Below are 20,656 nucleotides of genomic sequence, written 5' to 3' on the forward strand. Positions count from 1 at the left end.
TCTATGAAAAATCCATCAACCAGAAGATGGAGGCGACACAGTGCCCGAAGCCCAAGAGTTCACCGACATGCGCCGTCATAAACGCCAGAAAACCCGGCTGCGCGCAGGCCGCATTGTCGATTGTGACAATAACTTTCTCTGTGACTGCGTGATCAGTGACATGTCCCCCGGCGGCGCAAGACTTAAGCTGCCGGTGGATATTGCATTGCCGGAGGAGATCATCCTCTTCGATGAACTTGAGAACACGGTTGCGCTGGCCACCTTGCGCTGGCGCTCCGGGTCCAATGCGGGCATCGAGTATGATGTGCCGCCGGCCAAGGCAGCCCTGTTTTCGATGAACCGCCAGAGAGCGCTTGCACGGCGTTACTACGCCTTGAAGGACTGAGGCGGCAGGCGGCCTGCCCTTGACTTGAGCGGCCGGGTCTGAACAGTTCAGGCCAAGAGCCGGTTCATCGTGACCCGGCGTTCGTCGTGAGGCAGTCATGTTGAAGCCACTTGTGGCCGCAGTCTTTTCGCTGATGCTTGCCCTGACGGCACAGACTCAGGCTGAGGAAATGCAGATCAAGGATATTCAGATCGGCACCGGAGCCGAGGCCGATGTGGGCAACACGGTCTTCGTGCATTACACCGGCTGGCTGATGGACGGCACCAAGTTCGACAGCAGCGTCGACCGCGGCACGCCCTTCAGCTTCACGCTGGGCGAGCGCCGCGTGATCCCGGGCTGGGAGCAGGGCGTTGTCGGCATGAAAGTCGGCGGCAAGCGCGAGCTGGTCATTCCGCCGGAACTGGCCTATGGCCCGCGCGGCGCCGGTGGCGTCATTCCGCCCAATGCCACGCTGCGTTTCGAGATCGAGCTGCTGGACGTGAAAGCAAAGAGCTTCACCGACCTGGACAATGGCGCCCTGAAGGCCCGCCTCGCGGCTGGCGTGCCGGTGATCGACATCCGCACCGCCGACGAGTGGCGCGAAACCGGCGTCATCCCCGGCTCGCACCTTGTCACCTTCTTTGACGCTGCCGGTCAGGTGAATCCGGATTTCGGGCCGGAACTGGAGAAGATCATCGATTCGCCGGACGATGAAGTCATCCTGCTCTGCCGCTCCGGCAACCGCAGCGGCATGCTGGCCAAGTATCTTTCCGAACAGGCAGGCCTGACTAAGGTTGCCAATGTGCAGGACGGCATCATGAGCTGGATCGCCACGGGCGGCGAAGTGGAAGAGCCGAAGCTGCCCTGAACGGACAGATGTCACACACAAGGCCCGGGAGCCTCAGGCTCCGGGCCTTTTTCATGGGCAGTACAGGCAAGCCGGATGCGCCCGGCATCATCTACATGAACTGTTAACCCTGTTTTTCATGACAATTTTAACTTTCAGGGCCGAGTCTTGAGGGCAAGGGGACACTGACCCAGCAAGGCCGAATTCATGACCCGCCGACTTTCCACGCATGCCATCCTTCTCGCCGCTGCTCTGTCCTTGAGTGGGTGCGGCACGGTGTCAGGCATCACCGGGCTTGGCTGGATGACCCCATCTTCGGACAAGATTACCTACAACGACACCAAATGGTGCGTGCCGCGTGACCTCAAGCGCGTTCTCAACCGCCTGTCCGACCGTTTCGGGCGGGTGACGGTGATGTCCACCAAGCGCTGGTGGCTGGAGAACTGGTGGAAGGGCGGCGCCGGCAACTCCTACCATCTCAATTGCCGCGCTGTGGATTTCCGCGTCAACGGCAACCCGCAGGAAGTGCTTGCCTTCCTGCGCGCCCAACCGGAAGTCGGCGGCTACAAGCGCTATTCCAGCGGCTTCTACCACATCGACAACGGCCCCCGCAGGACGTGGTAGGCAGGCCGGTAAGCAGACCGGGACCTGAGTGCCCCGGCCCTCGTCTGTGTCAGCCCAGTTCGCCCATTTCCAGCGCCATTTCCCAGGCTACCGGATCATAGCCGAGCAAGGTGCGGCCCTTGGCTTCGGCAATCGGACGCTTGATGGCTGAAGGGTGCTCCAGCATCAAAGCGATGGCGCTGGCATTGTCCTTGACCGCATCCTGCACCTCATACGGCAGCTTGCGCCAGGTGGTGCCGCGCCGGTTCAGAACCTGTTCCCAGCCGAAGGCCTCGACGAACTGCGCCAGCTTTTCTGCGTCCGCACCGTCCTTCTTGTAGTCATGAAAGGTGTAGGCCACACCGGCCCCATCCAGAAAGGCGCGGGCCTTCTTCACCGTGTCGCAGTTCTTGATTCCATAGACGATCATACGAGCCTCACTTCACGTTGATGGACATTGACGGCCTCATAGCAGATTTATCAGGCTGTGGCGCCCATGCGGGCAGCCTGCTTCAACAGCTGCTGCATTCCGCAGTTTGCATCATTCCGCTTGCATGTTTCCCGCGCAGGCTCAAACTGCGTCAGCTTACGTGTATTTACTCAATTTCCTGTTTCAAGAGACCGTTCCATGGCCCCACCGCAAATGCGCACGCCGCCCGGCAACGGACCGCTTCAGCAGCAGCTGCGGCTTTACTCCGGGCTGATCCTCTTTGTCTTTGCCAGCACTCATTTCCTCAACCATGCGCTCGGCAACATATCGCTGGACTGGACACAATGGGGGCAGGATCTGCGCCTCATCATCTGGTGGTCATGGCCTGGAACAGTGGCACTTTACGGCGCATTGGCCGTGCATGTGGGGCTTGCCCTGTGGCGCATCGCAGCCCGGCGCACCTTCCGGATGCCCGTCTGGGAAGCGGTACAGATCCTGCTGGGCCTGTCCATTCCCTATATGCTGATCCGGCACATCTACATGACCCGGGGCGCGGCCGGGATCTACAATGCGCAGATGGACTATCAGCATGAGCTGTCCACGCTTTGGCCCGCCTCCGGCGTTACGCAGAGCCTGCTGCTTCTGCTCGTCTGGCTGCATGGCTGCGTCGGCATTCATTTCTGGCTGCGGCTGAAGCCCTGGTATCCACGCTGGAGCGGCATACTGTTGACGCTGGCCGCGGCTGTTCCGGTTCTGTCGCTGACGGGCTGGATCAATGGCGCAAGACGGCTGGTTCTGGAAGGGCAGTACCAGCTCAAGGTCACGGCGGAACAGACCGCACAGCTGCAGGTCTATACCGATATCAGCCGTGCAGCCTTCTTTTCGCTTCTGCTGCTGGTCCTGGTCATCTCGCTGGTCCGCCAGCTGGCGCCGGCGGGGCGCAAGGCTTTCACCGTGCACTATCTGGGCGAAAAGACCGTCCGTGCCAGACCCGGCCCAACCCTGCTCGAGATCAGCCGCATGCGCGGCGTACCCGTCATGTCCGTCTGCGGCGGGCGCGCCCGCTGCTCCACCTGCCGCACGCTCATTGTCTCCGGCGACGCGGGTCTGCATGCGCCCGGGGAAACGGAGGCGCATGTGCTCAAGCGCATACACGCAGGCAAGAATGTCCGCCTCGCCTGCCAGATCCGCCCCGAGACGGATCTGGTCGTCCGCCCCCTGCTCCATGGCGGCACAGCCATTCCCCGCGAAGGCCTGCAGGACCGCTACCGCTGGGGCACGGAACAGCCGGTGGTCGTCATGTTCGTCGATCTGCGCGGCTTTACATCCTTGAGCGAAGGCAGGCTTCCCTTCGACGTGGTCTTCATCCTCAACCGCTATGTCGACAGCGTGGTGCGCGTGATCCGGAACCATAACGGGATGATCGACAAGGTGATGGGCGACGGCATCATGGCCCTGTTCGGCATTGAAAGCACGTTCGAGAAGGGCTCCCGGGATGCTTTGCAGGCAATCGTCAACCTTGCGGCCGAACTCAAGCACGTGAACCGGGATCTTGCCGCCCAGCTGAACGGTCCCTTGCGGATTGCCGTCGGCCTGCATGGCGGCCCGGCCATCCTTGGCCGCATCGGCCTTGACGGGCGCAACGGCGTTGCCTCGGGCCTGACGGCCCTTGGCGATGTGGTCAATGTTGCCAGCCGGCTGGAAGGCGTTGCCAAGGAGCACAACGCCACCTGCGCCCTCTCGCGCGACATTCTGGACGCCTCGGGCCTGTGGCTCGAACCGCTGCGCCCCTTCCACCAGGTGCCGATCCGCGGACGGAAGGAACCGCTGGAGGTGGCCTGCGTGGAGAACCTGGCACTGCTGCAAAGAGCTCTCTCCGGCAACAAGGCGGCATGAGACATGCGCTGCGGTATTCTGGCAGATGCTTGACGGGTTCTTGACTTGCCCATCACAAACCCGGCGGCATAAAAGCCCAGAAGCGTGATGGAGGACCCGGACAGGGATATGACGATCCGAGAGTTCAGACTTCTGCAAGGCAGCCCACCTGCCCTGCAGCGCATCAGGCTCGTCTCGGGCCTGATCCTGTTCACATTCGCATCCCTGCATTTTCTAAATCATGCTCTGGGGCTCGTGTCGCTGGAGGCGATGGAAGCCGGTCAGCGCTGGCGCACATTGATCTGGCAGTCGCTTCCCGGCACTGTGGTGCTTTATGGAGCGCTGCTGGTTCATGTATCTGCGGCGCTCTGGCGGATTGCCGGGCGCCGGACATGGAAGATGCCGGTCTGGGAAGCCGCGCAGATTCTCCTCGGCCTCCTGATCCCGATCCAGCTGATCCAGCACATCGCCGTAGCGCGCGGTGCGGCAGAGATCTTTGATGCCGGCAGCAACTACCAGAACATCCTGCTGCTCATGTGGCCCGGTGGGGCCATTGCGCAGACGCTCCTGATGCTGGCGGTCTGGCTGCATGGCTGCATCGGCATTCACCACTGGCTGAAGCTGAAAGCCTGGTATCCGCGCTGGCAGATGCTGCTTTACGGGCTGGCCGTGGCGGTTCCCCTCCTGGCCACCAGCGGCTGGATCACGGCCGCGCGCAGCCTGGCGGCTGATGGCAAGACAGCAACCTGGCTGCGAAGGGAGCAGCTGGACGCACTGGCAACCTATGTTGCTGCTGGCGAAGCGGTGTTCTTCACCGCTCTCGCCCTGGTCGCGGCGTTGCTGTTCTGGAGCCAGACATCGAGCCGCATCGCCCGCAGCCTGACGATCAGCTACGCAGGCGGGAAGGCACACAGAGTGAAGCCCGGCGCCACGCTGCTCGAAATCAGCCGCCTGACTGGGGAACCGGTCCTGTCGGTTTGCGGCGGCCGGGCACGCTGTTCCACCTGCCGCACGCTGATCATCGAAGGAGCCGGCACGCTGCCAGCGCCGGAACAGGCCGAACTGCAGGTGCTCAAGCGCGTGCATGCACCCCCGAATGTGCGGCTTGCCTGCCAGATCAGGCCGCACGCCGATCTGACAGTCCGCCCCCTGCTGCGCGGCACCGGCACACAGAACGGAGAGGCGGCACCGGAGAACCTGCGCTGGGGCACGGAGCAGCAGATCGCCGTGATGTTCGTCGATCTGCGCGGCTTCACGGCCCTGAGTGAGGGCCGGCTGCCGTTCGATGTGGTCTTCATCCTCAACCGTTATGTGGACAGCGTCACCCGTGTCATCCGCAGCCATGGAGGACAGGTGGACAAGGTCATGGGGGACGGCGTGATGGCCCTTTTCGGCCTCAATGAGGGCCTTGGCAAAGGAGCAGCATCCGCCCTGCGTTCTATTCCCGCCCTGTGCAAGGAACTGAACGTTCTGAACCAGAGCCTTGCTCCCCAGCTGAGCAGCCCCCTGGAGCTTGCCATCGGCCTGCACGCAGGCCCTGCCATCCTGGGGCAGATCGGACTGGAGGAAAGCACCGCAGGCGGCGGCTCGCTGACCGCGCTGGGAGACGTGGTGAACGTCGCCAGCCGCCTTGAAGGGGTCGCCAAGGATGCGAACGTGCTGGCGGCCATTTCACTGGACACACTGGAGGCGGCGGGCATCCGTCTTCCAACATGTGAGGCAGTCAGGACGGTGAGCGTGAAGGGCCGCAGTCAGGCCGTGTCCGTGGCCTGCATCAGCAACGCGTCCTTACTGCGCGAGGCACTCAGCCCCGGACAGGGCGCCCATCCGGACGGGCATGCTGCCTGACTCAAGTCCCGCCATGAGAAGGTGGCGCAGCATGCAGGTTTAAGGACAGGAAAAGCGAGAAAATACAAATTTCTAGCTATGGACGGCTTGTCCCTCCATTGCGATGATGGGCTGAGTGGCAAACTGCCGCCAGCCCCAGCTCATCCGCCCGGCCATCTGCGGCCCGGAGGTTTGGGGCAGGCAGGCAAAACAGGACTCGGGCGGGGCACCCATGATCTCGAAATACTTTTTGGCAGGCGGCTTTTTAGCCGCCGCGGCAACGGCTCTCCATGCGGAACCGGTCACATTCCGCTATGCCTATCAGGGCGGGCTGAACAGCCTTGATCCCTATTCGCTCAACGAGACCTTCTCCCTCTCCGCTCTCGGCAATGTCTATGAAGGGCTGGTGCGGCGGAACGCGAAGCTGGAGCTGGAGCCCGCACTCGCCGAACGCTGGGAGATGCTGAGCCCGGTGCACTGGCGCTTTCACCTGCGCAAGGATGTGCGCTTTCACGACGGCGGCACGCTGACGGCAGATGACGTGGTGTTCTCCGCCACGCGCGTCCGGTCGCCAGGGTCTGACGTGGGCACGCGGCTGCCCGCAGGCACGGAAGTGGTGGCCGTTGACAGCCATACCGTCGACTTCCACCTGACGTCCCCTGCCCCGGCGCTGCCCGCCGAGTGGGAAACCTGGTACATCATGGACAAGGAATGGACGGAGGCAAACGGCGCCGTTCCTGTCACCTCGGCGTCGAGCGCTGCGCCGGGCGCAGCCGCATTGAAGGCCAACGGCACCGGCCCCTACCGGATCATCAGCCACGAGCCAGGCCTCAAAACCGTCTACGGCAAGAACCCGGACTGGCGGGATGCCACGGACGGCCTGCCGGAGCGGGTGGAGTTTTCCGCCGTCACATCCGGCCCCACCCGCGTTGCCGCTCTTCTCTCCGGCGAGCTGGACATGATCTATCCGGTGCCGGTGCAGGATATCGCGCGGGTGGACCAGAGCCCATCCGCCCAGGTGCTCAGCGGGCCGGAACTGCGCACGCTGTTTCTGGGCCTCGATCAAAGCCGTGACGAGTTGCTTTACTCCGATGTGAAGGGCAGCAACCCGTTCAAGGATGTGCGGGTGCGCAAGGCCGTCTATCAGGCGATCGACACAGGCGCCATCACCAGCAAGATCATGCGCGGCATGGCCGAACCTGCCGCACTCCTCGTCAGCCCGGTGCTGTTCTCCCGCGCAGGGGAGTTTACGCGCCTGCCCTACGACCCTGAGGCCTCCCGGCGCCTGCTGGCAGAGGCGGGCTATCCGGACGGCTTCGCCCTGACACTCGACTGCCCGAATGACCGCTACGTCAACGACGCCAGCATCTGCGAGGCCGTTGCTGCCATGCTCTCGAAGGTTGGCATCAGGACCCGGGCGGACATCCAGCCCAAGGCGAAATACTTCGGGCGCATCCTGCCCACCGGCGGCTATGACACTTCCTTCTATCTGTTCGGCTGGACTCCGGCCGACTTCGACAGCCTCAGCCTGCTGCAGGCGGTTGCCATGTGCCGGAATACGGCCACGGGAGAAGGCACCTTCAACATTGGCGGCTACTGCAACGAACAGGCAGATGCCCTGATCCGCCAGCTTGCCGGCGAGGAAGACAAGGACCGGCGCGCAGACCTCACCGCGCAGATCTACACCCTGCTCAACGGGGATGTTGCCTATATCCCGCTGCATCAGCAGAAGCTGGCCTGGGGCATTTCAAACCGGTTCCATGTGGAGCAGCGGGCCGATGACCAGTTCCTGTTCCGCTTCATCCGGCAGCAATGACCGGCCTGCGGCACTTTGTCCTGCCGGAGACGGGCATAAAAAAGAGGGGGAAGCACCTGGCCTCCCCCTCGATACTTTATGCCCGTTCAATGACTTGCACTAACGCCTGACCCTCAAATACAGCGGGTCAACTGAAATTCCGCTAAGTCATGATACTGCATCGCACAATAAAAAGAAGAGAGATATTGAGGAAATTTTGAGCAAAACTGGCCGGAACATGCCGAAAAATGCTGCATCGCAACAACCCTTGACCTTCCAGCAGCTGGAAGCCCTATTTTGGGCAAGATCCCGCAATTCAAGACACCGGCCCTGCAAGAGCGATGACCCGGTGCAGGCATAAGGACCAGGCAGCCATGACATCCGCAGACCTTTCCAGCCCCCGCCAGCTGATGCTCGACGTTTCCGGCATGACCTGCGGCGGCTGCGCCGCGAGCGTGCAGCGGCTCTTGACCGGCGTCGATGGCGTCTCGGCGGCGAGCGTCGATCTCGCCGCAAAAAGCGCGGCCGTAACGGTCACAAAGAATGTGCCCGTGCCGGAACTGGTTGCCGTGCTGGAAAATGCCGGTTTCCCTGCCCGGCTGCGGGAGGAGTAACCGGCATGCGACCTGCAAGCTCTTCGAGCGCCCGCGAACTGACCCTCGACATCTCCGGCATGACCTGCGGCAGCTGTGCCGCACGGCTGCAGCGCTCCCTCTCGGCTGTCGACGGGGTGGCGGAAGCCAATGTGAACCTTGCCCTGGAAAATGCCCGGCTGGCGCTGGTGCGGGACATTCCCGTGCCGGACCTGATTGCCGCCGTGGAAAAGGCCGGTTTTTCGGCCCGCCTGCATGAGGATGAAGCCGCCAAGGCCCGGGCAGAACGCGAAAAGGCCGAAGCCGCCGCACGGGCGGAAGACCGCAAGGCCTTCCTGCTGTTCGTGATGGGCGCTGCCTTTTCCCTGCCGCTGGTCATCTCGATGGCGCTGATGCCTTTCGGCATCCACTGGATGATCCCCGGACTGGTGCAGCTGCTGCTGGCAACCCCGGTGCAGATCCTGCTGGGCGCCCGCTTCTACCGGGGCGCCTTCAAGGCCGTGCTTTCGGGCGGTGCCAACATGGATGTGCTGGTCGCCCTCGGCACGTCTGCCGCCTATGGCTACAGCCTCTACCGCATATTCGTGCCGGATCCCTCTGGCGTGGAGCATCTTTATTTCGAAGCGTCCATGGTGATCCTGACGCTGGTCCTGCTCGGCAAGCTGCTGGAAAACCGCGCCCGCCGCGCCACCTCTGCCGCCGTGCGGGCGCTGATGGCACTGCGGCCGGAAACCGCCAACAAGATTGACGGCGATACGGTCACCACCGTTCCCATTACGGAGATCCGCCTGGGCGACCGGGTGCTGGTGCGCCCCGGCGAAAGAGTGCCGGTGGACGGCCAGATCGAGAAGGGCAAGAGCGAGCTGGACGAAACGCTGATCACCGGCGAGAGCCTGCCGGTGACCCGTTCTGCCGGCGATCACATCACCGCAGGCACCATCAACGGCTCCGGTGCTCTGACCGTTGAAGTGCTGGCGCTGGGGGAAGAAACCGTCCTTGCCCGCATCATCAAGCTGGTCGAGACAGCGCAAGGGCGCAAGGCGCCGGTGCAGAAGCTCGTCGACAAGGTATCGGCGATTTTCGTGCCGGTGATCATCGTCTTCGCCCTTCTCACCTTTGCCGGATGGATGATCTGGGGCAGCAGCCTTGATGCGGCCATTGGCGCAAGTGTGGCCGTGCTCGTCATCGCCTGTCCCTGCGCCCTGGGCCTTGCCACACCCACGGCCCTTGTGGCTGGAACTGGCGCTGCGGCGCGGGCGGGCATTCTCATCCGCGACATCGAAGCGCTGGAAGTGGCGCACCGGCTGAAGCTCGTGGCCTTCGACAAGACCGGCACGCTGACACGCGGCGCCCCTGCGGTCACCGATGTCATCGCCTTTGACCGGGACAATGACGGCCTTCTGGCCGCCGCAGCCTCCGCCCAGCTGGCCAGCGAGCATCCGCTGGCCCGGGCCATGGTGGAAGCAGCCAGAGCCAAGGGCCTGCCGCTGTCCACGCCGGACGAGTTTGAGGCCGTGCCGGGCGAAGGCATTGCCGCCATGCTGGGCGGGCATTCGCTGGTGATCGGCAACCGGGCCCTGATGGACCGGTTGAAGGTGGAAAGCATCACCGCAGACTCCATCCGCAAGTCTCTGGAAGGCGAAGGCAAGACAGCCGTCCTTGCTGCGCTGGATGGCCGCGCCGTCGGCGTCATCGCCTTTTCCGACACGCTGCGTGACACGTCGGCACAAGCGATCCAGGAACTGCGGGAGATGGGCATCCGCACCGTGATGATCACCGGCGACAGCGAGACCGTTGCCCGCAAGGTGGCCGCTGAAGCCGGCCTTGATGAGGTGCGTGCCGGCGTGCGCCCGGATGGCAAGGCCAAGGCCATCGAGGCCCTGCGTGCGGAAGCTGGCGGCGCCGTCGGCATGGTGGGCGACGGTCTTAATGATGCGCCAGCTCTTGCAGCCGCCGACATCGGCATTGCCATGGGCTCCGGCGTGGATGTGGCCATGGAGGCTGCCGGCATCACGCTGATGCGCTCGGACCCGCTGATGGTGGCGGCCGCCGTGCGTGTTTCCAAGGCAACGCTTACGAAGATCCGGCAGAACCTGTTCTGGGCCTTCGCTTACAATGTCATTGGCATTCCGCTGGCGGCCTTTGGCATGCTATCCCCCGCCTTTGCCGGGGCTGCGATGGCGCTCAGTTCGGTTTCCGTTGTCACCAACGCGGGCCTGCTGAAGCGCTGGAAGCCTTGAGCCTTTTGCAACATTGCCGTGGCATAGTCGTTTCAGCTGGCCGATTGCCCACTTGACGATTACGTAAACGGTATGCTTGGGTCAGCGCAGAGGAAATTGAAGCCTCATCACTTTAACGGCAGGGCGAAGATTCGCCCTGCGCCAGGGGAGATGGAACGAATGAGCCTGCAGGAACTGACCGAAGCCGTACGTGCAAAAGTGGCTGGCGGCGGCATCGACGACACCGTGAAGTTTGATTGCGGCAGCGATGGCGTCATCTTCCTCGACGGCTCAACCGTCACCAACGAGGACAAGGACGCCGACTGCACCATCAAGATCTCGTCGGATAACCTCGCCGACCTTCTGGCTGGTGAGCTGAACCCGACGATGGCCTTCATGACCGGCAAGATCAAAGTCGAGGGCAACATGGCCGTGGCCATGAAGCTCGGCAGCATCGTCTGACGCCGGCCCCTGAAACGGGATGATGCGGCTCCGTCCATGGACGGGGCCGCCCTCACTTGCGCGGGCGTTCGCCGGTGTAGATGGCGCGGGGGCGGATCTGCTCGGGAGTGGCATATTGCTCGAGCGCATGGGCAACCCAGCCCACCATGCGCCCGGCGCAGAAGATGGTCTTGCCTGCCTGCGGCGGCAGACCGAGGGCGCGCCGCAGAACGGCGAAGGCAAAGTCGATGTTCGGCTCAAGGCCAAACAGATCCCGCGCCAGCGTTGAGACCGTTGCAGCAAGTTCTGCTGCGGGGCAGCCGCCCTTTTTCGCTTTCAGCATGTCCAGCAGCATGTCTCCGCGCGGATCCTTGCTGCGGTAGACCGAATGGCCGAACCCATGCAGCGGCTCTCCCAGCATCAGCCGCTCGTGCAGCACTGCTTCTGCATCCGCTGCTGAATGGATCTGATCGAACCACAGCCCCACCCGGTCGGACGCCGCCCCATGCCGGGGACCAGTGAAGGCGCCAGCCCCTGCAATCAGCGCCGCATGCAGGGGCGCACGGGTGGAGGCAGCGCAGCGCACGGTGAAGGCGCTGGTGTTGAGTTCATGATCGGCGGAGAGCACAAGCGCGGCCCGGATCAGGTCCGCTCCGTCTGCGGCTGAAATTCCCCCGGCACCGGAACGGCCGGGCACCAGCCAGCACTCCGCCAGTTGCTCATGCACCGGCAGGCTCGACACCTCCGCCCGGCCCAGCAGCGCCGCCGCCGCCACCCGCACGAAAGCCGCCCCCTTGCGCAGCAGCAATTGCGGCGAGCGGGTATAGGCGGAAGGATCGGACACGGGCCAGGCGGCCAGCGCTGTCATCAGCCGTTCCACTGCACCCATGCCGTCTGGAAAGAGCGGCAGCTGCATGCTGACCGTCCCGGCGAAAGGGTCCTCCTCGCAGTCCCAGAGCAGAGCGGCAGTGGCTTCCAGCGTCAGGCTCTTGGCAAGATCGGTCGCCCTGTGCCCCCGGTACCAGGGCCCGTCCTCGCCAATGTGGGTGAGCCGTGTTTCCAGCACCGGATCCCCGGACAGCGGCCGTGCCCCGCCCTGCGGCTCGGGCCTGTCCCGCTGCACCAGCAGCTTGCGGATGTCGCTCGCATCATAGCGTTTCTGCTTGCCGGGCCCCGGCACGGAACGGATCAGCCCCCGGCTGACATAGGCATAGAGGGTGGCAGGCTGGATGCCGAGTTCGGCGACGGCCTCGCGGGCGGAGAGATAAAGCGGCTGGTTCATATATTGATTGTATCTATCAATATTGACCGCATCAAGCATTCCTCCTTTCATGAAACCTGACAGTATGAGAGGGAGTTTTTCCATGACGCTCGCTTACCCCAACCCGGTTTTCACCGGCGCACAGGCCGAGGGCCTTGATGGCGTCACCGCTGCCGCCACCATCCTCAGCGAGGTGGATGGCGAAGGCGGACGGCTGGTGCTGCGCGGCAGCCCCATCGAAGACCTCGCCGGAAAGCTCACCTATGAAGAAGCGGCCAGCTTCTTCTGGGCCGATATCCTGCGCGTGCCGCGCGGCGCGGAGCTGACTGCCCGCTTTGCCGAGGCCCGTGCCACGGCGGCCCGCGCCCTGCCCGTGCTGCAGGCCGCTTCACCGAAGCTGGGCACCTATGAGCTGATGCGGCTGGGGCTTTCGGCGCTGGCCAGTGAAGGGGCGGACGAAGATCCCGTGGTGTTGTGCGGCAGCCTGCCGGTGTTTCTGGCCGCAGGCTGGCGGATCAGCCAGGGCCTTGCCCCGGTGATGCCCGATCTCGGCCTGCGCAGCTCGGAAGACATGCTGCGCATGCTGACGCGCAAGGCGCCGGATGCACGGGCGGCGGCAGCGGTCGACCGCTATCTCGTGACCATTCTCGATCACGGTTTCAACGCCTCCACATTCACCGCCCGAGTCATTGCCTCGACGGGCGCGGACATGGCCTCTGCCGTCATCGGCGCCATGGGAGCCCTCAAGGGCCCGCTGCATGGCGGCGCGCCGGGACCGGTGCTGGACATGCTTGATGCCATCGGCACCTCGGACCGGGCGGAACGCTGGATCGAACGGGCACTGAAGGACGGCAAGCGGCTGATGGGCTTCGGCCACCGGATCTACCGCACCCGCGACCCGCGCGCCGATGTGCTGAAGGCAGGGCTTGCAGAGCTGCCCTCCAACGCCGGACGGCTGATCCTGGCGCAAGGGGTGGAGCGGGCAGCGCTTGCCGCACTCGCCCGCCACAAGCCGGACAGGCCCTTGCAGACAAATGTTGAGTATTACACAGCCGTGATGCTGGAGGCTGCGGGTCTGGACCGAAGCCTGTTCACGTCCCTGTTCGCCGTAGGCCGGGCCATCGGCTGGTGCGGCCATGTGGCAGAGCAGCGCGCCAGCGGCCGCCTCATCCGCCCCGCCTCACGCTATGTGGGACCTGTTGCAGCGTAAGCGAATGATGACAAGAGCCTGCGCACGGCATTGCCGCAGCGCGCAGGCCCCTTCTGCAGGATGTTCAGTTTGTCGCGTTGGCTGCCAATGCGGCGCTGATCAGGTCCAGCCCGATATCTGCTTCAAACTGTCCCCACACAGGCTTCATGGCTTCCACCCAAGCCTGACGCTGTTCGGGGGTGAGTTCACGGATCACCGCGCCGGAATCAAGAATCCGCTGGCGGTTTTTCGCCTCTTCACCGGCAACAAGACTGTTGGAAGCGGCCGTCACTTCGGCCGTGATTGTCAGAAATTGCTCGCGGACATCCGGCTCCAGGCCGTTCAACCATTCCTGTGAGGTGACCAGCAAATAGGCGAGCAACTGATGGTTGGTCTCGGTAATACCGTCCTGCACCTCATGGAATTTCTGGGTGTAGATGTTGGACCAAGTATTCTCTTGACCATCCACCACGCCAGCCTTGAGGGCACCATACACGTCCTTGAAAGCCAGTTTCTGGGCGCTGCCACCCATCGCCTGAATCATGGCATCAGCCACATCGGAACTCTGAATCCGGAATTTCAATCCAGCAGCGTCCGCAGGGTTTACCAGCGGCTTGTCAGCCGAGAACTGCTTGAGGCCCGAGCTCCAATATCCAAGCCCGGCAAAGCCAACATCGGTCATGGCATTCAGCAAGCCCTTGCCCTGATCGCTGGCAGCAAACCGGTCGACTGCATCCAGATCCGAGAAGAGAAATGGCAGATCGAAGATGCGGTATTTCAAGGTGTAGGATTCGAACTTCGCCAGAGACGGCGCAGCCAGATGAACATCCCCCAGAAGCATGGCCTCCATGACCTGATCGTCATCGTAAAGCTGCGAGTCCGCAAAAACCTGCATGCAAGCCTTGCCGTTCATCTCCTCATTGACCCGTTTCGCCAGCATCGCGGCGGCATCGCCCTTGGGATGCCCGCTCGCTGCCACAACGTGGCTGAAACGGATGACGATCTCGCCATCCTGACAGTCCTGAGCAACAGCTGAGCCGGCAGCTGCGATGGAAAGCGCTGAAACAAAAGCAAGAAGTGACGTCTTCATCGGAAGTTTACTCCCAATTTTAAAGTCATCCCTCTTCGCAAGAATTGCGCACGGGAACGAACCAGATAAACTCCCATTCATCCGAGATCAGGAAACCTGACGAGGCTTAACAAGAATACAAAATCTCTTTAAATTACGCTGCGTAATTTAACTTGGAAAATATATATTTAAAAAATTATGCAGAATTGTAAATTAACACCAAAATCAAAGCGCGACCAAGATTTCGACCCCGCCACCAGATAGACACAACCCACTCAAAACCCATTAAAACATTGTTTTATTTCATTATTTTGAATTATTTACACCTCTGCGCCGAAAGATCCGGTATCAAGCAGCCTTAATCGCTGCGCCCTGCCGCCGGTCTTCGCGGATCATCGCCGCCCCCTTGTCTGCAATCATCACGGTGGGAGCGTTGGTGTTGCCGGAGGTGATCAGCGGCATGACGGAAGCATCCACGACACGCAGGCCTTCAATGCCCCGCAACCGCAGCCGCCCGTCCACGACGCTGGCCTCATCCGCACCCATGCGGCAGGTGCTGGTGGGATGGAAGATGGTGGTGCCGATATCGCCCGCTGCCCGCGCCAGTTCCTCATCGCTCTGCAGCGAGGGGCCCGGCAGATATTCCTCCGGCCGGTAGCGGGCCATGGCCGGGGCCTCCATGATCCGCCGGGTCAGACGGATGCTGTCCGCCGCCACCTGCCGGTCAGCCGCAGCAGAAAGATAGTTGGGACGGATCTCCGGCTGGTCCTTCGCATGGCCCGTCAGCGCATGCACATGACCACGGCTCCCGGGCCGCAGATTGCAGACGCTGGCCGTAATCGCCGGGAAGGGATGCAGCGGCTCGCCGAACTTGTCGAGCGACAGCGGCTGCACGTGATATTCGATGTTGGCCGTCTCGAAGGAGGGATCAGACTTGGCAAAGACGCCCAGCTGGCTGGGCGCCATGGACATGGGGCCGGATCGGTTCAACGCATATTCCAGCGCGATGCGCGCCTTGCCGAAGATGTTGCCCGCCATCTGGTTCAGCGTCTTTGCCCCATGCACCTTGAAAATGGTGCGCAGCTGCAAATGATCCTGAAGGTTCTCGCCCACCTCGGGCAGGGAATGCCGGACAGTGACACCGATGCGGTCCAGCACCTGCGGATTGCCGATCCCAGAAAGCTCAAGGATGTGCGGCGATTTCACGGCCCCTGCGGCGAGGATCACCTCGCCTTTGGCCGTTGCCGTGGCCGGCTGGCCTTTAACCGTCAGGGCTACGCCGGAGGCGCGGCGGCCATCCAGAAGAACGCTGGTCACCTCTGCCTGCGTCACCACCCGCAGATTGGGCCGCTTCAGCGCCGGGCGCAGGAAGCCCTTGGCCGTGTTCCAGCGAATTCCGTGCTTCTGGTTCACCTGAAAATAGGAGGAGCCGAAATTGTCGCCCCGGTTGAAGTCATCCACCTTGGGGATGCCCGTTTCGGCGCAGGCTTCACGGAAACTGTCCAGCACGTCCCAGGACAGGCGCTGCTGCTCCACCCTGAGCCCGCCGCCCTGCCCGTGCAGCACATCGTTCCACTGGTAGTGGTCCTCTGAGGCACGGAAATGCGGCAGCACATCCTCCCAGCCCCAGCCGGTGAGGCCAAGCTGGCGCCAGCCGTCATAATCGCGGGCCTGACCGCGCATGTAGATCATGCCGTTGATCGACGAGCAGCCGCCCAGCACCCTGCCGCGCGGATAATTGAGTGCGCGCCCGTTCAGCCCCGGTTCCGCCGCCGTGCGGAAACACCAGTCCGTGCGCGGATTGCCCATGCAATAGAGATAGCCGACGGGAATATGGATCCAGTGATAGCTGTCCCGCCCGCCCGCTTCCAGCAGCAGCACCCGGATGTCCGGATCCTGCGACAGCCGGTTCGCCAGCACGCAGCCCGCCGAGCCTGCGCCGACGATCACATAGTCCCACTCGCCCAGATCCTGCATGTTTCCACCCGTGTTCTTTGGTACAAGTGGAGACACGCAGGCGCGGTCCGGTCAAGACCGTCAAAGGGCGGGCATGGGATTACGCCATTTCCTGTTCGCGCACGGCCATCTCGATCTCGTCCACCAGCGCCGGATCGAGGTTCAGCCGGGCGGCGAGCATCTGGAGATAGGCTTTTTCCGCAGCGTGATCGGGATCGATGGCAAGCCGCGAGGCGGCGTAGATCTCGGCGGCGGTTTCCGGCGACGTGGCGCTCCTGACGATCCTGTCGAGATCGAGCGGCGCGCGCAGCTCGTCCATCAGGAAGGCCTTGGATTCGGAATCAAGCCCGGCCTCATCCATCTTGCCGAAGATGCGGCGCTGTTCTTCCGCGTCGATATGGCCGTCCGCCTTGGCAGCGGCGATCATGGCGCTGAGCAGGGTCCGGGCCACGATCTGGCTGCCGCCGGGCGCGCGCTCCGGGTCAAAGGCAGTGCCGCGCGGGGCTTCCAGTTCCAGCGGGGCGCGCTGCTGCGGGCCGGGGGACTGGCCGCCATTCTGCTGGCCGGTCTGATAATCGCGGTAAGCCTTATAGGCGAGGCCTGCGACCAGCGCGAGGCCGCCATAGGTGACCGCCTTTCCGCCGATCTTGCGCGCGGACTTGCTGCCGAGCAGCAGTCCGGCGAGCCCGCCAGCGGCAAGCCCGCCAGCGTTGGACGACAGGAAATCCTTGCCACGGGACATCAGGTCACCCGAGCCGCCCGTCTTGGCGCCTTGTGCAAGCCCGGAGCGGGAAGCCGCACCCATCACCTGATCGAGAAGGGATTTCGCATCGAACATGTCTGGAAGCTCCTTGGCAAACCTTGCGTCAGCCTCAGATGGTGGCTCCCCGGCGTGGCTGCAAGTCACCTGACAGCAGGAGCATTTTCAAGCGGCAGCAGATTGTCGTCCTTCAGGGTTTCCATGGCGATGGAGGAGCGCACGTTCTGCACCGCCTCATGCGGCAGCAGGTCGTCATTGATCACCCGGCTCAGCGCCTTCAGGTCCGGCACCACGATCTTCAGCATGTAATCCACGTCGCCCGTCAGGGTATGCGCCTCCTGCACCTCGGGCATGGCCTGCACCATGGCGCGGAACCGGCGGGCATTCTCCCGGCTGTGGGCACCAAGGGTGACGCCGACAAAAGCCGTCACCGAAAAGCCCAGCCGCTCGGTTGCCAGATCTGCCCGGTAGCGGCGGATGATGCCCTCTGCTTCCAGCGCCTGCCGGCGGCGGGAAATCTGGCTGGCAGAGAGCCCGATCCGCTCCCCCAGCTGCTGGTTGGTGAGGGCGGCATTTTCCTGAAGCGCGGACAGAAGCCGCAGATCAAAGCTGTCAACCTGCACGATGATGCACCTACCAGGGAAAGAACGCACAAAACTTGCACCACCTTACGGGATTTTACGTCCTTTGCACACACATTGCGCGCGCCAGAGCGCAAGCTTGTCTCACCATCAAGAGGAGGACAGCATGGGACCTTTTCCGCACGGCGCACCGCCCGCCACCATCACGGCTGACAACCCGGCAGGCACCGACGGCTTCGAGTTCGTGGAATTTGCCCATCCGGAGCCTGAGAAGCTGGACGCCCTGTTCCGCCGCATGGGCTACAGCCCCGTTGCGAAGCACAGGACGAAAAACATCACCGTCTACCGTCAGGGCGACGTGAACTACATCCTCAACGCCGAGCCCGGCTCCTATGGCATGCGCTTTGTCGAGGCACACGGCCCCTGCGCCCCGGCCATGGCCTGGCGTGTGGTGGATGCGCAAAAGGCGTTTGACCATGCCGTGAAGATGGGCGCAACGCCCTATGAAGGGGACGGCAAGACGCTGGACATGCCGGCCATCATCGGCATCGGCGGCTCGTTGCTCTATTTCATCGATCAGTATGGCGCCAAGGGCTCGGCTTATTCGGCGGAGTTCGAATGGCTGGGGCCGGTGGATCCGAAGCCGGAAGGCGTCGGCTTCTATTACCTCGACCACCTGACCCATAACGTCTACCGGGGCAACATGGACAAGTGGTGGGACTTCTACCGCAACCTCTTCGGCTTCCGGCAGATCCACTATTTCGACATCGACGGCCGCATAACCGGTCTTGTCAGCCGCGCCATTACCTCGCCCTGCGGCAAGATCCGCATTCCGCTGAACGAGTCCAAGGACGACACCAGCCAGATCGAGGAATATCTGCGCAAATACAAGGGTGAAGGCATCCAGCACATCGCGGTGGGCACGGATGACATCTACAGCGCCACCGATCTTCTGGCGGACAACGGCCTGAAATTCATGCCCGGCCCGCCGGACACCTATTACGAAATGTCCAAAGCCCGCGTGAACGGCCATGACGAGCCGCTGGAACGGATGAAGAAGCACGGCATCCTCATCGACGGCGAAGGGGTGGTGAACGGCGGCATGACCAAGATCCTGCTGCAGATCTTCTCCAAGACCGTCATCGGGCCGATTTTCTTCGAATTCATCCAGCGCAAGGGTGATGAAGGTTTCGGCGAGGGCAACTTCCGCGCCCTGTTCGAATCCATTGAGGAAGACCAGATCCGCCGGGGTGTCATCAAGGTGGATGCCGCCGAATAGCCGGCACAAAGAAAACTGGCCCTGCGGCAGGACTGCAGCGGGGCCATTTGGTCAGGCGGCCTTGCTGGCCTCACGGCGCGTCCCCTCAAGATCGGCAACAAAAGACGACGACCAGCTGTGCGCGTCTTCCCGGCACAGGCGGTCGAACATCACCTGCCAGCGGTCACGCCGCTCTTCAAGCGGCATGGTGAGAGCGCGCTGCAGGCCACGGGCGACTTCCTCATCCGAATGCGGATTGACGATCACCGCCTCCGGCATGCCCTCTGCCGCCCCGGCAAAGCGCGACAGCACGAGAACGCCCGGGTCTTCGGCCCGCTGCGCAGCAATGTATTCCTTGGCGACAAGGTTCATGCCATCGCGCAGCGGCGTCACCAGACAGGCGCGGCTGGAGCGGTAGATGCCCGCCAGAACCTTGCGCGGGAAAGCCTTGGCGATGAAATGGATGGGCGTCCAGTCCAGCTCGGAGAACCGGCTGTTCACATGCCCCGTCAGCCCCTCCAGCTCCCGCCGGATGTCGATATAGGCGTCGAGTTCCGCCCGTGACGGCGGGGCGATTTGCATCAGCGACACCTGCCCCCGGTTCTCCGGATAATCCTCCAGCAACCGCGCAAAGGCCCGGAAGCGTTCCGGCAGACCCTTGGTATAGTCGATCCGGTCCACCCCCACGACCTGCTGGCGTCCGGCGAGCCGCTTGGCAATGCGAGCCGAATTGCGCACCGCTTCCGGTGTCATCGGGAACTTCGAGAAAGCTTCTGCGTCAATGCCGATGGGATAGGCACGGGCCAGAACCTGCCGGCCCTGAAGGCGCACCAGGCCGCCTTCCCCTTCCGAGCCGCCCAGTTCATCCACCACGAAGCGGCGGAAATTGGCGGCGTCCCGCGAGGTCTGGAAGCCGATCACGTCATAGGCCAGCATGGACCGGACCAGCGCTCCGGCATTGGGCAAAGCCGCCAGAATCTCGGGGGACGGAAAGGGGATGTGGAGGAAGAAGCCGATGGGTGCCGTGACGCCCATTTCACGCAGTGTCGCGGCCAACGGCATGAAGTGATAATCATGCACCCAGATGTGATCATCGGGCTGCAGCAAAGGCTGCAACCGGGTGGCAAAGCGCTCGTTCACATGACGGTAGCCGCTTTCGAACTGCCGGTCGAAGACGGCCAGATCAAGCCGGTAATGCAGGATTGGCCAGAGCGTCCGGTTGGCATAGCCGGCATAGAAGCTGTCATGATCAGCCTGGGTCATGTCGATCTGCACCAGCTGGACCGACTTCGTCTTCTGCTGCTGGAAGGGGCCGAAAGTGCCCTCTTCAGAGACCTTGCCGCTCCAGCCGAACCAAAGTCCGCCGGAGCTTGTCAGTGCATCGACCAGAGCCACGGCGAGCCCTCCAGCCTTGCCTGTGTCCTTCATCGGGCCCACCCGATTTGATACCACAACAAGCCGTCCCATGGCCTATGCCTCCTTTGCTCTGATTGATGTGCCGGAAGCCTGACAGCAGGCAGGCAGCAGATGAAATGCCCTCTCAAGACACAGTGAAACCAAGGCTCCGGGATGCTGGCGCATCACGCCT

18 protein-coding genes are annotated in these 20,656 nt (G+C 63.0%); 11 read left to right on the forward strand and 7 right to left on the reverse strand.

Features of this window, described 5'->3' with window-relative positions:
* The first annotated feature begins 40 nt into the window (after window positions 1–40).
* From H163_RS0112370 to H163_RS0112380, 3 genes are all read left to right on the forward strand, one after another.
* Window positions 41–385, forward strand: coding sequence for a PilZ domain-containing protein (locus tag H163_RS0112370; protein WP_019964902.1), 345 nt, complete (start codon window positions 41–43; stop codon window positions 383–385).
* A 97-nt stretch (window positions 386–482) separates the two neighbouring features.
* Window positions 483–1,232: an FKBP-type peptidyl-prolyl cis-trans isomerase gene (locus tag H163_RS24975; protein WP_019964903.1), complete on the forward strand. Its 750-nt coding sequence runs from the start codon at window positions 483–485 to the stop codon at window positions 1,230–1,232.
* Between the two features lie 186 nt (window positions 1,233–1,418).
* Window positions 1,419–1,835 carry a YcbK family protein gene (locus H163_RS0112380; protein ID WP_019964904.1) on the forward strand — a complete coding sequence of 139 codons (417 nt, stop codon included), beginning with the start codon at window positions 1,419–1,421 and terminating at the stop codon, window positions 1,833–1,835.
* 49 nt (window positions 1,836–1,884) lie between these two features.
* Here the strand turns inward: H163_RS0112380 and H163_RS0112385 are convergent, their stop codons facing one another.
* Window positions 1,885–2,244, reverse strand: coding sequence for an ArsC family reductase (locus tag H163_RS0112385; protein WP_019964905.1), 360 nt, complete (start codon window positions 2,242–2,244; stop codon window positions 1,885–1,887).
* A 198-nt stretch (window positions 2,245–2,442) separates the two neighbouring features.
* Here H163_RS0112385 and H163_RS0112390 point away from each other — a divergent pair, with 198 nt between their 5' ends.
* The 6 genes from H163_RS0112390 to H163_RS0112415 all read left to right on the forward strand — a co-directional run bounded on the left by H163_RS0112390 (window position 2,443) and on the right by H163_RS0112415 (window position 11,015).
* Complete coding sequence (locus H163_RS0112390; protein WP_026355777.1) at window positions 2,443–4,140, forward strand: adenylate/guanylate cyclase domain-containing protein; 1,698 nt, start codon at window positions 2,443–2,445, stop codon at window positions 4,138–4,140.
* Between the two features lie 108 nt (window positions 4,141–4,248).
* Entirely contained in the window at window positions 4,249–5,967 is a 1,719-nt protein-coding gene (locus H163_RS0112395) for an adenylate/guanylate cyclase domain-containing protein (protein WP_040678774.1), read from the forward strand.
* 211 nt (window positions 5,968–6,178) lie between these two features.
* A complete protein-coding gene (locus tag H163_RS0112400; RefSeq protein ID WP_040678776.1) occupies window positions 6,179–7,762 on the forward strand; it encodes an ABC transporter substrate-binding protein in 1,584 nt (527 codons plus the stop codon).
* 353 nt (window positions 7,763–8,115) lie between these two features.
* Complete coding sequence (locus H163_RS24910) at window positions 8,116–8,355, forward strand: heavy-metal-associated domain-containing protein (RefSeq protein ID WP_026355779.1); 240 nt, start codon at window positions 8,116–8,118, stop codon at window positions 8,353–8,355.
* A gap of 5 nt (window positions 8,356–8,360) precedes the next feature.
* Window positions 8,361–10,574: a heavy metal translocating P-type ATPase gene (locus H163_RS0112410; protein WP_019964910.1), complete on the forward strand. Its 2,214-nt coding sequence runs from the start codon at window positions 8,361–8,363 to the stop codon at window positions 10,572–10,574.
* Window positions 10,575–10,733: 159 nt separating this feature from the next.
* The gene (locus H163_RS0112415; RefSeq protein ID WP_019964911.1) at window positions 10,734–11,015 is read left to right on the forward strand and encodes an SCP2 sterol-binding domain-containing protein; all 282 of its coding nucleotides are present in this window, start codon (window positions 10,734–10,736) and stop codon (window positions 11,013–11,015) included.
* A gap of 52 nt (window positions 11,016–11,067) precedes the next feature.
* Here the strand turns inward: H163_RS0112415 and H163_RS0112420 are convergent, their stop codons facing one another.
* Window positions 11,068–12,276 (reverse strand): citrate/2-methylcitrate synthase, encoded by a 1,209-nt coding sequence (locus tag H163_RS0112420; RefSeq protein ID WP_019964912.1) that lies wholly within the window; start codon window positions 12,274–12,276, stop codon window positions 11,068–11,070.
* Window positions 12,277–12,358: 82 nt separating this feature from the next.
* On the opposite strand from H163_RS0112420, the gene H163_RS0112425 reads away from it, so the two are divergent.
* Window positions 12,359–13,465: a citrate synthase gene (locus H163_RS0112425; protein WP_019964913.1), complete on the forward strand. Its 1,107-nt coding sequence runs from the start codon at window positions 12,359–12,361 to the stop codon at window positions 13,463–13,465.
* Window positions 13,466–13,529: 64 nt separating this feature from the next.
* Here the strand turns inward: H163_RS0112425 and H163_RS0112430 are convergent, their stop codons facing one another.
* The 4 genes from H163_RS0112430 to H163_RS0112445 all read right to left on the reverse strand — a co-directional run bounded on the left by H163_RS0112430 (window position 13,530) and on the right by H163_RS0112445 (window position 17,852).
* Window positions 13,530–14,534, reverse strand: coding sequence for a DctP family TRAP transporter solute-binding subunit (locus tag H163_RS0112430; RefSeq protein ID WP_019964914.1), 1,005 nt, complete (start codon window positions 14,532–14,534; stop codon window positions 13,530–13,532).
* 327 nt (window positions 14,535–14,861) lie between these two features.
* The gene (locus tag H163_RS0112435) at window positions 14,862–16,490 is read right to left on the reverse strand and encodes a GMC family oxidoreductase (protein ID WP_019964915.1); all 1,629 of its coding nucleotides are present in this window, start codon (window positions 16,488–16,490) and stop codon (window positions 14,862–14,864) included.
* A 79-nt stretch (window positions 16,491–16,569) separates the two neighbouring features.
* Entirely contained in the window at window positions 16,570–17,307 is a 738-nt protein-coding gene (locus H163_RS0112440) for a tellurite resistance TerB family protein (protein WP_019964916.1), read from the reverse strand.
* 65 nt (window positions 17,308–17,372) lie between these two features.
* Window positions 17,373–17,852, reverse strand: a complete 480-nt coding sequence (locus tag H163_RS0112445; RefSeq protein WP_019964917.1) for an Lrp/AsnC family transcriptional regulator — start codon at window positions 17,850–17,852, stop codon at window positions 17,373–17,375.
* A gap of 124 nt (window positions 17,853–17,976) precedes the next feature.
* Between H163_RS0112445 and hppD the strand changes: the two genes are divergently transcribed.
* Window positions 17,977–19,089, forward strand: coding sequence for a 4-hydroxyphenylpyruvate dioxygenase (gene hppD / locus H163_RS0112450; RefSeq protein WP_019964918.1), 1,113 nt, complete (start codon window positions 17,977–17,979; stop codon window positions 19,087–19,089).
* 51 nt (window positions 19,090–19,140) lie between these two features.
* On the opposite strand, the gene H163_RS0112455 is transcribed toward hppD, so the two are convergent.
* Window positions 19,141–20,496, reverse strand: coding sequence for an alpha,alpha-trehalose-phosphate synthase (UDP-forming) (locus tag H163_RS0112455; protein ID WP_019964919.1), 1,356 nt, complete (start codon window positions 20,494–20,496; stop codon window positions 19,141–19,143).
* Window positions 20,497–20,656 lie beyond the last annotated feature (160 nt).

It is taken from the genome of Pannonibacter phragmitetus DSM 14782, assembly GCF_000382365.1.
Taxonomy (GTDB): domain Bacteria; phylum Pseudomonadota; class Alphaproteobacteria; order Rhizobiales; family Stappiaceae; genus Pannonibacter; species Pannonibacter phragmitetus.

Excerpts from the sequence above, each read along its gene's own strand:
- H163_RS24975 (WP_019964903.1), top strand. The coding sequence starts at position 483 with ATGTTGAAGCCACTTGTGGCCGCAGTCTTTTCGCTGATGCTTGCCCTG.
- H163_RS0112380 (WP_019964904.1), top strand. The coding sequence starts at position 1,419 with ATGACCCGCCGACTTTCCACGCATGCCATCCTTCTCGCCGCTGCTCTG.
- H163_RS0112385 (WP_019964905.1), bottom strand. The coding sequence starts at position 2,244 with ATGATCGTCTATGGAATCAAGAACTGCGACACGGTGAAGAAGGCCCGC.
- H163_RS0112390 (WP_026355777.1), top strand. The coding sequence starts at position 2,443 with ATGGCCCCACCGCAAATGCGCACGCCGCCCGGCAACGGACCGCTTCAG.
- H163_RS0112395 (WP_040678774.1), top strand. The coding sequence starts at position 4,249 with ATGACGATCCGAGAGTTCAGACTTCTGCAAGGCAGCCCACCTGCCCTG.
- H163_RS0112400 (WP_040678776.1), top strand. The coding sequence starts at position 6,179 with ATGATCTCGAAATACTTTTTGGCAGGCGGCTTTTTAGCCGCCGCGGCA.
- H163_RS24910 (WP_026355779.1), top strand. The coding sequence starts at position 8,116 with ATGACATCCGCAGACCTTTCCAGCCCCCGCCAGCTGATGCTCGACGTT.
- H163_RS0112410 (WP_019964910.1), top strand. The coding sequence starts at position 8,361 with ATGCGACCTGCAAGCTCTTCGAGCGCCCGCGAACTGACCCTCGACATC.
- H163_RS0112415 (WP_019964911.1), top strand. The coding sequence starts at position 10,734 with ATGAGCCTGCAGGAACTGACCGAAGCCGTACGTGCAAAAGTGGCTGGC.
- H163_RS0112420 (WP_019964912.1), bottom strand. The coding sequence starts at position 12,276 with ATGAACCAGCCGCTTTATCTCTCCGCCCGCGAGGCCGTCGCCGAACTC.
- H163_RS0112425 (WP_019964913.1), top strand. The coding sequence starts at position 12,359 with ATGACGCTCGCTTACCCCAACCCGGTTTTCACCGGCGCACAGGCCGAG.
- H163_RS0112430 (WP_019964914.1), bottom strand. The coding sequence starts at position 14,534 with ATGAAGACGTCACTTCTTGCTTTTGTTTCAGCGCTTTCCATCGCAGCT.
- H163_RS0112435 (WP_019964915.1), bottom strand. The coding sequence starts at position 16,490 with ATGCAGGATCTGGGCGAGTGGGACTATGTGATCGTCGGCGCAGGCTCG.
- H163_RS0112440 (WP_019964916.1), bottom strand. The coding sequence starts at position 17,307 with ATGTTCGATGCGAAATCCCTTCTCGATCAGGTGATGGGTGCGGCTTCC.
- hppD (WP_019964918.1), top strand. The coding sequence starts at position 17,977 with ATGGGACCTTTTCCGCACGGCGCACCGCCCGCCACCATCACGGCTGAC.
- H163_RS0112455 (WP_019964919.1), bottom strand. The coding sequence starts at position 20,496 with ATGAAGGACACAGGCAAGGCTGGAGGGCTCGCCGTGGCTCTGGTCGAT.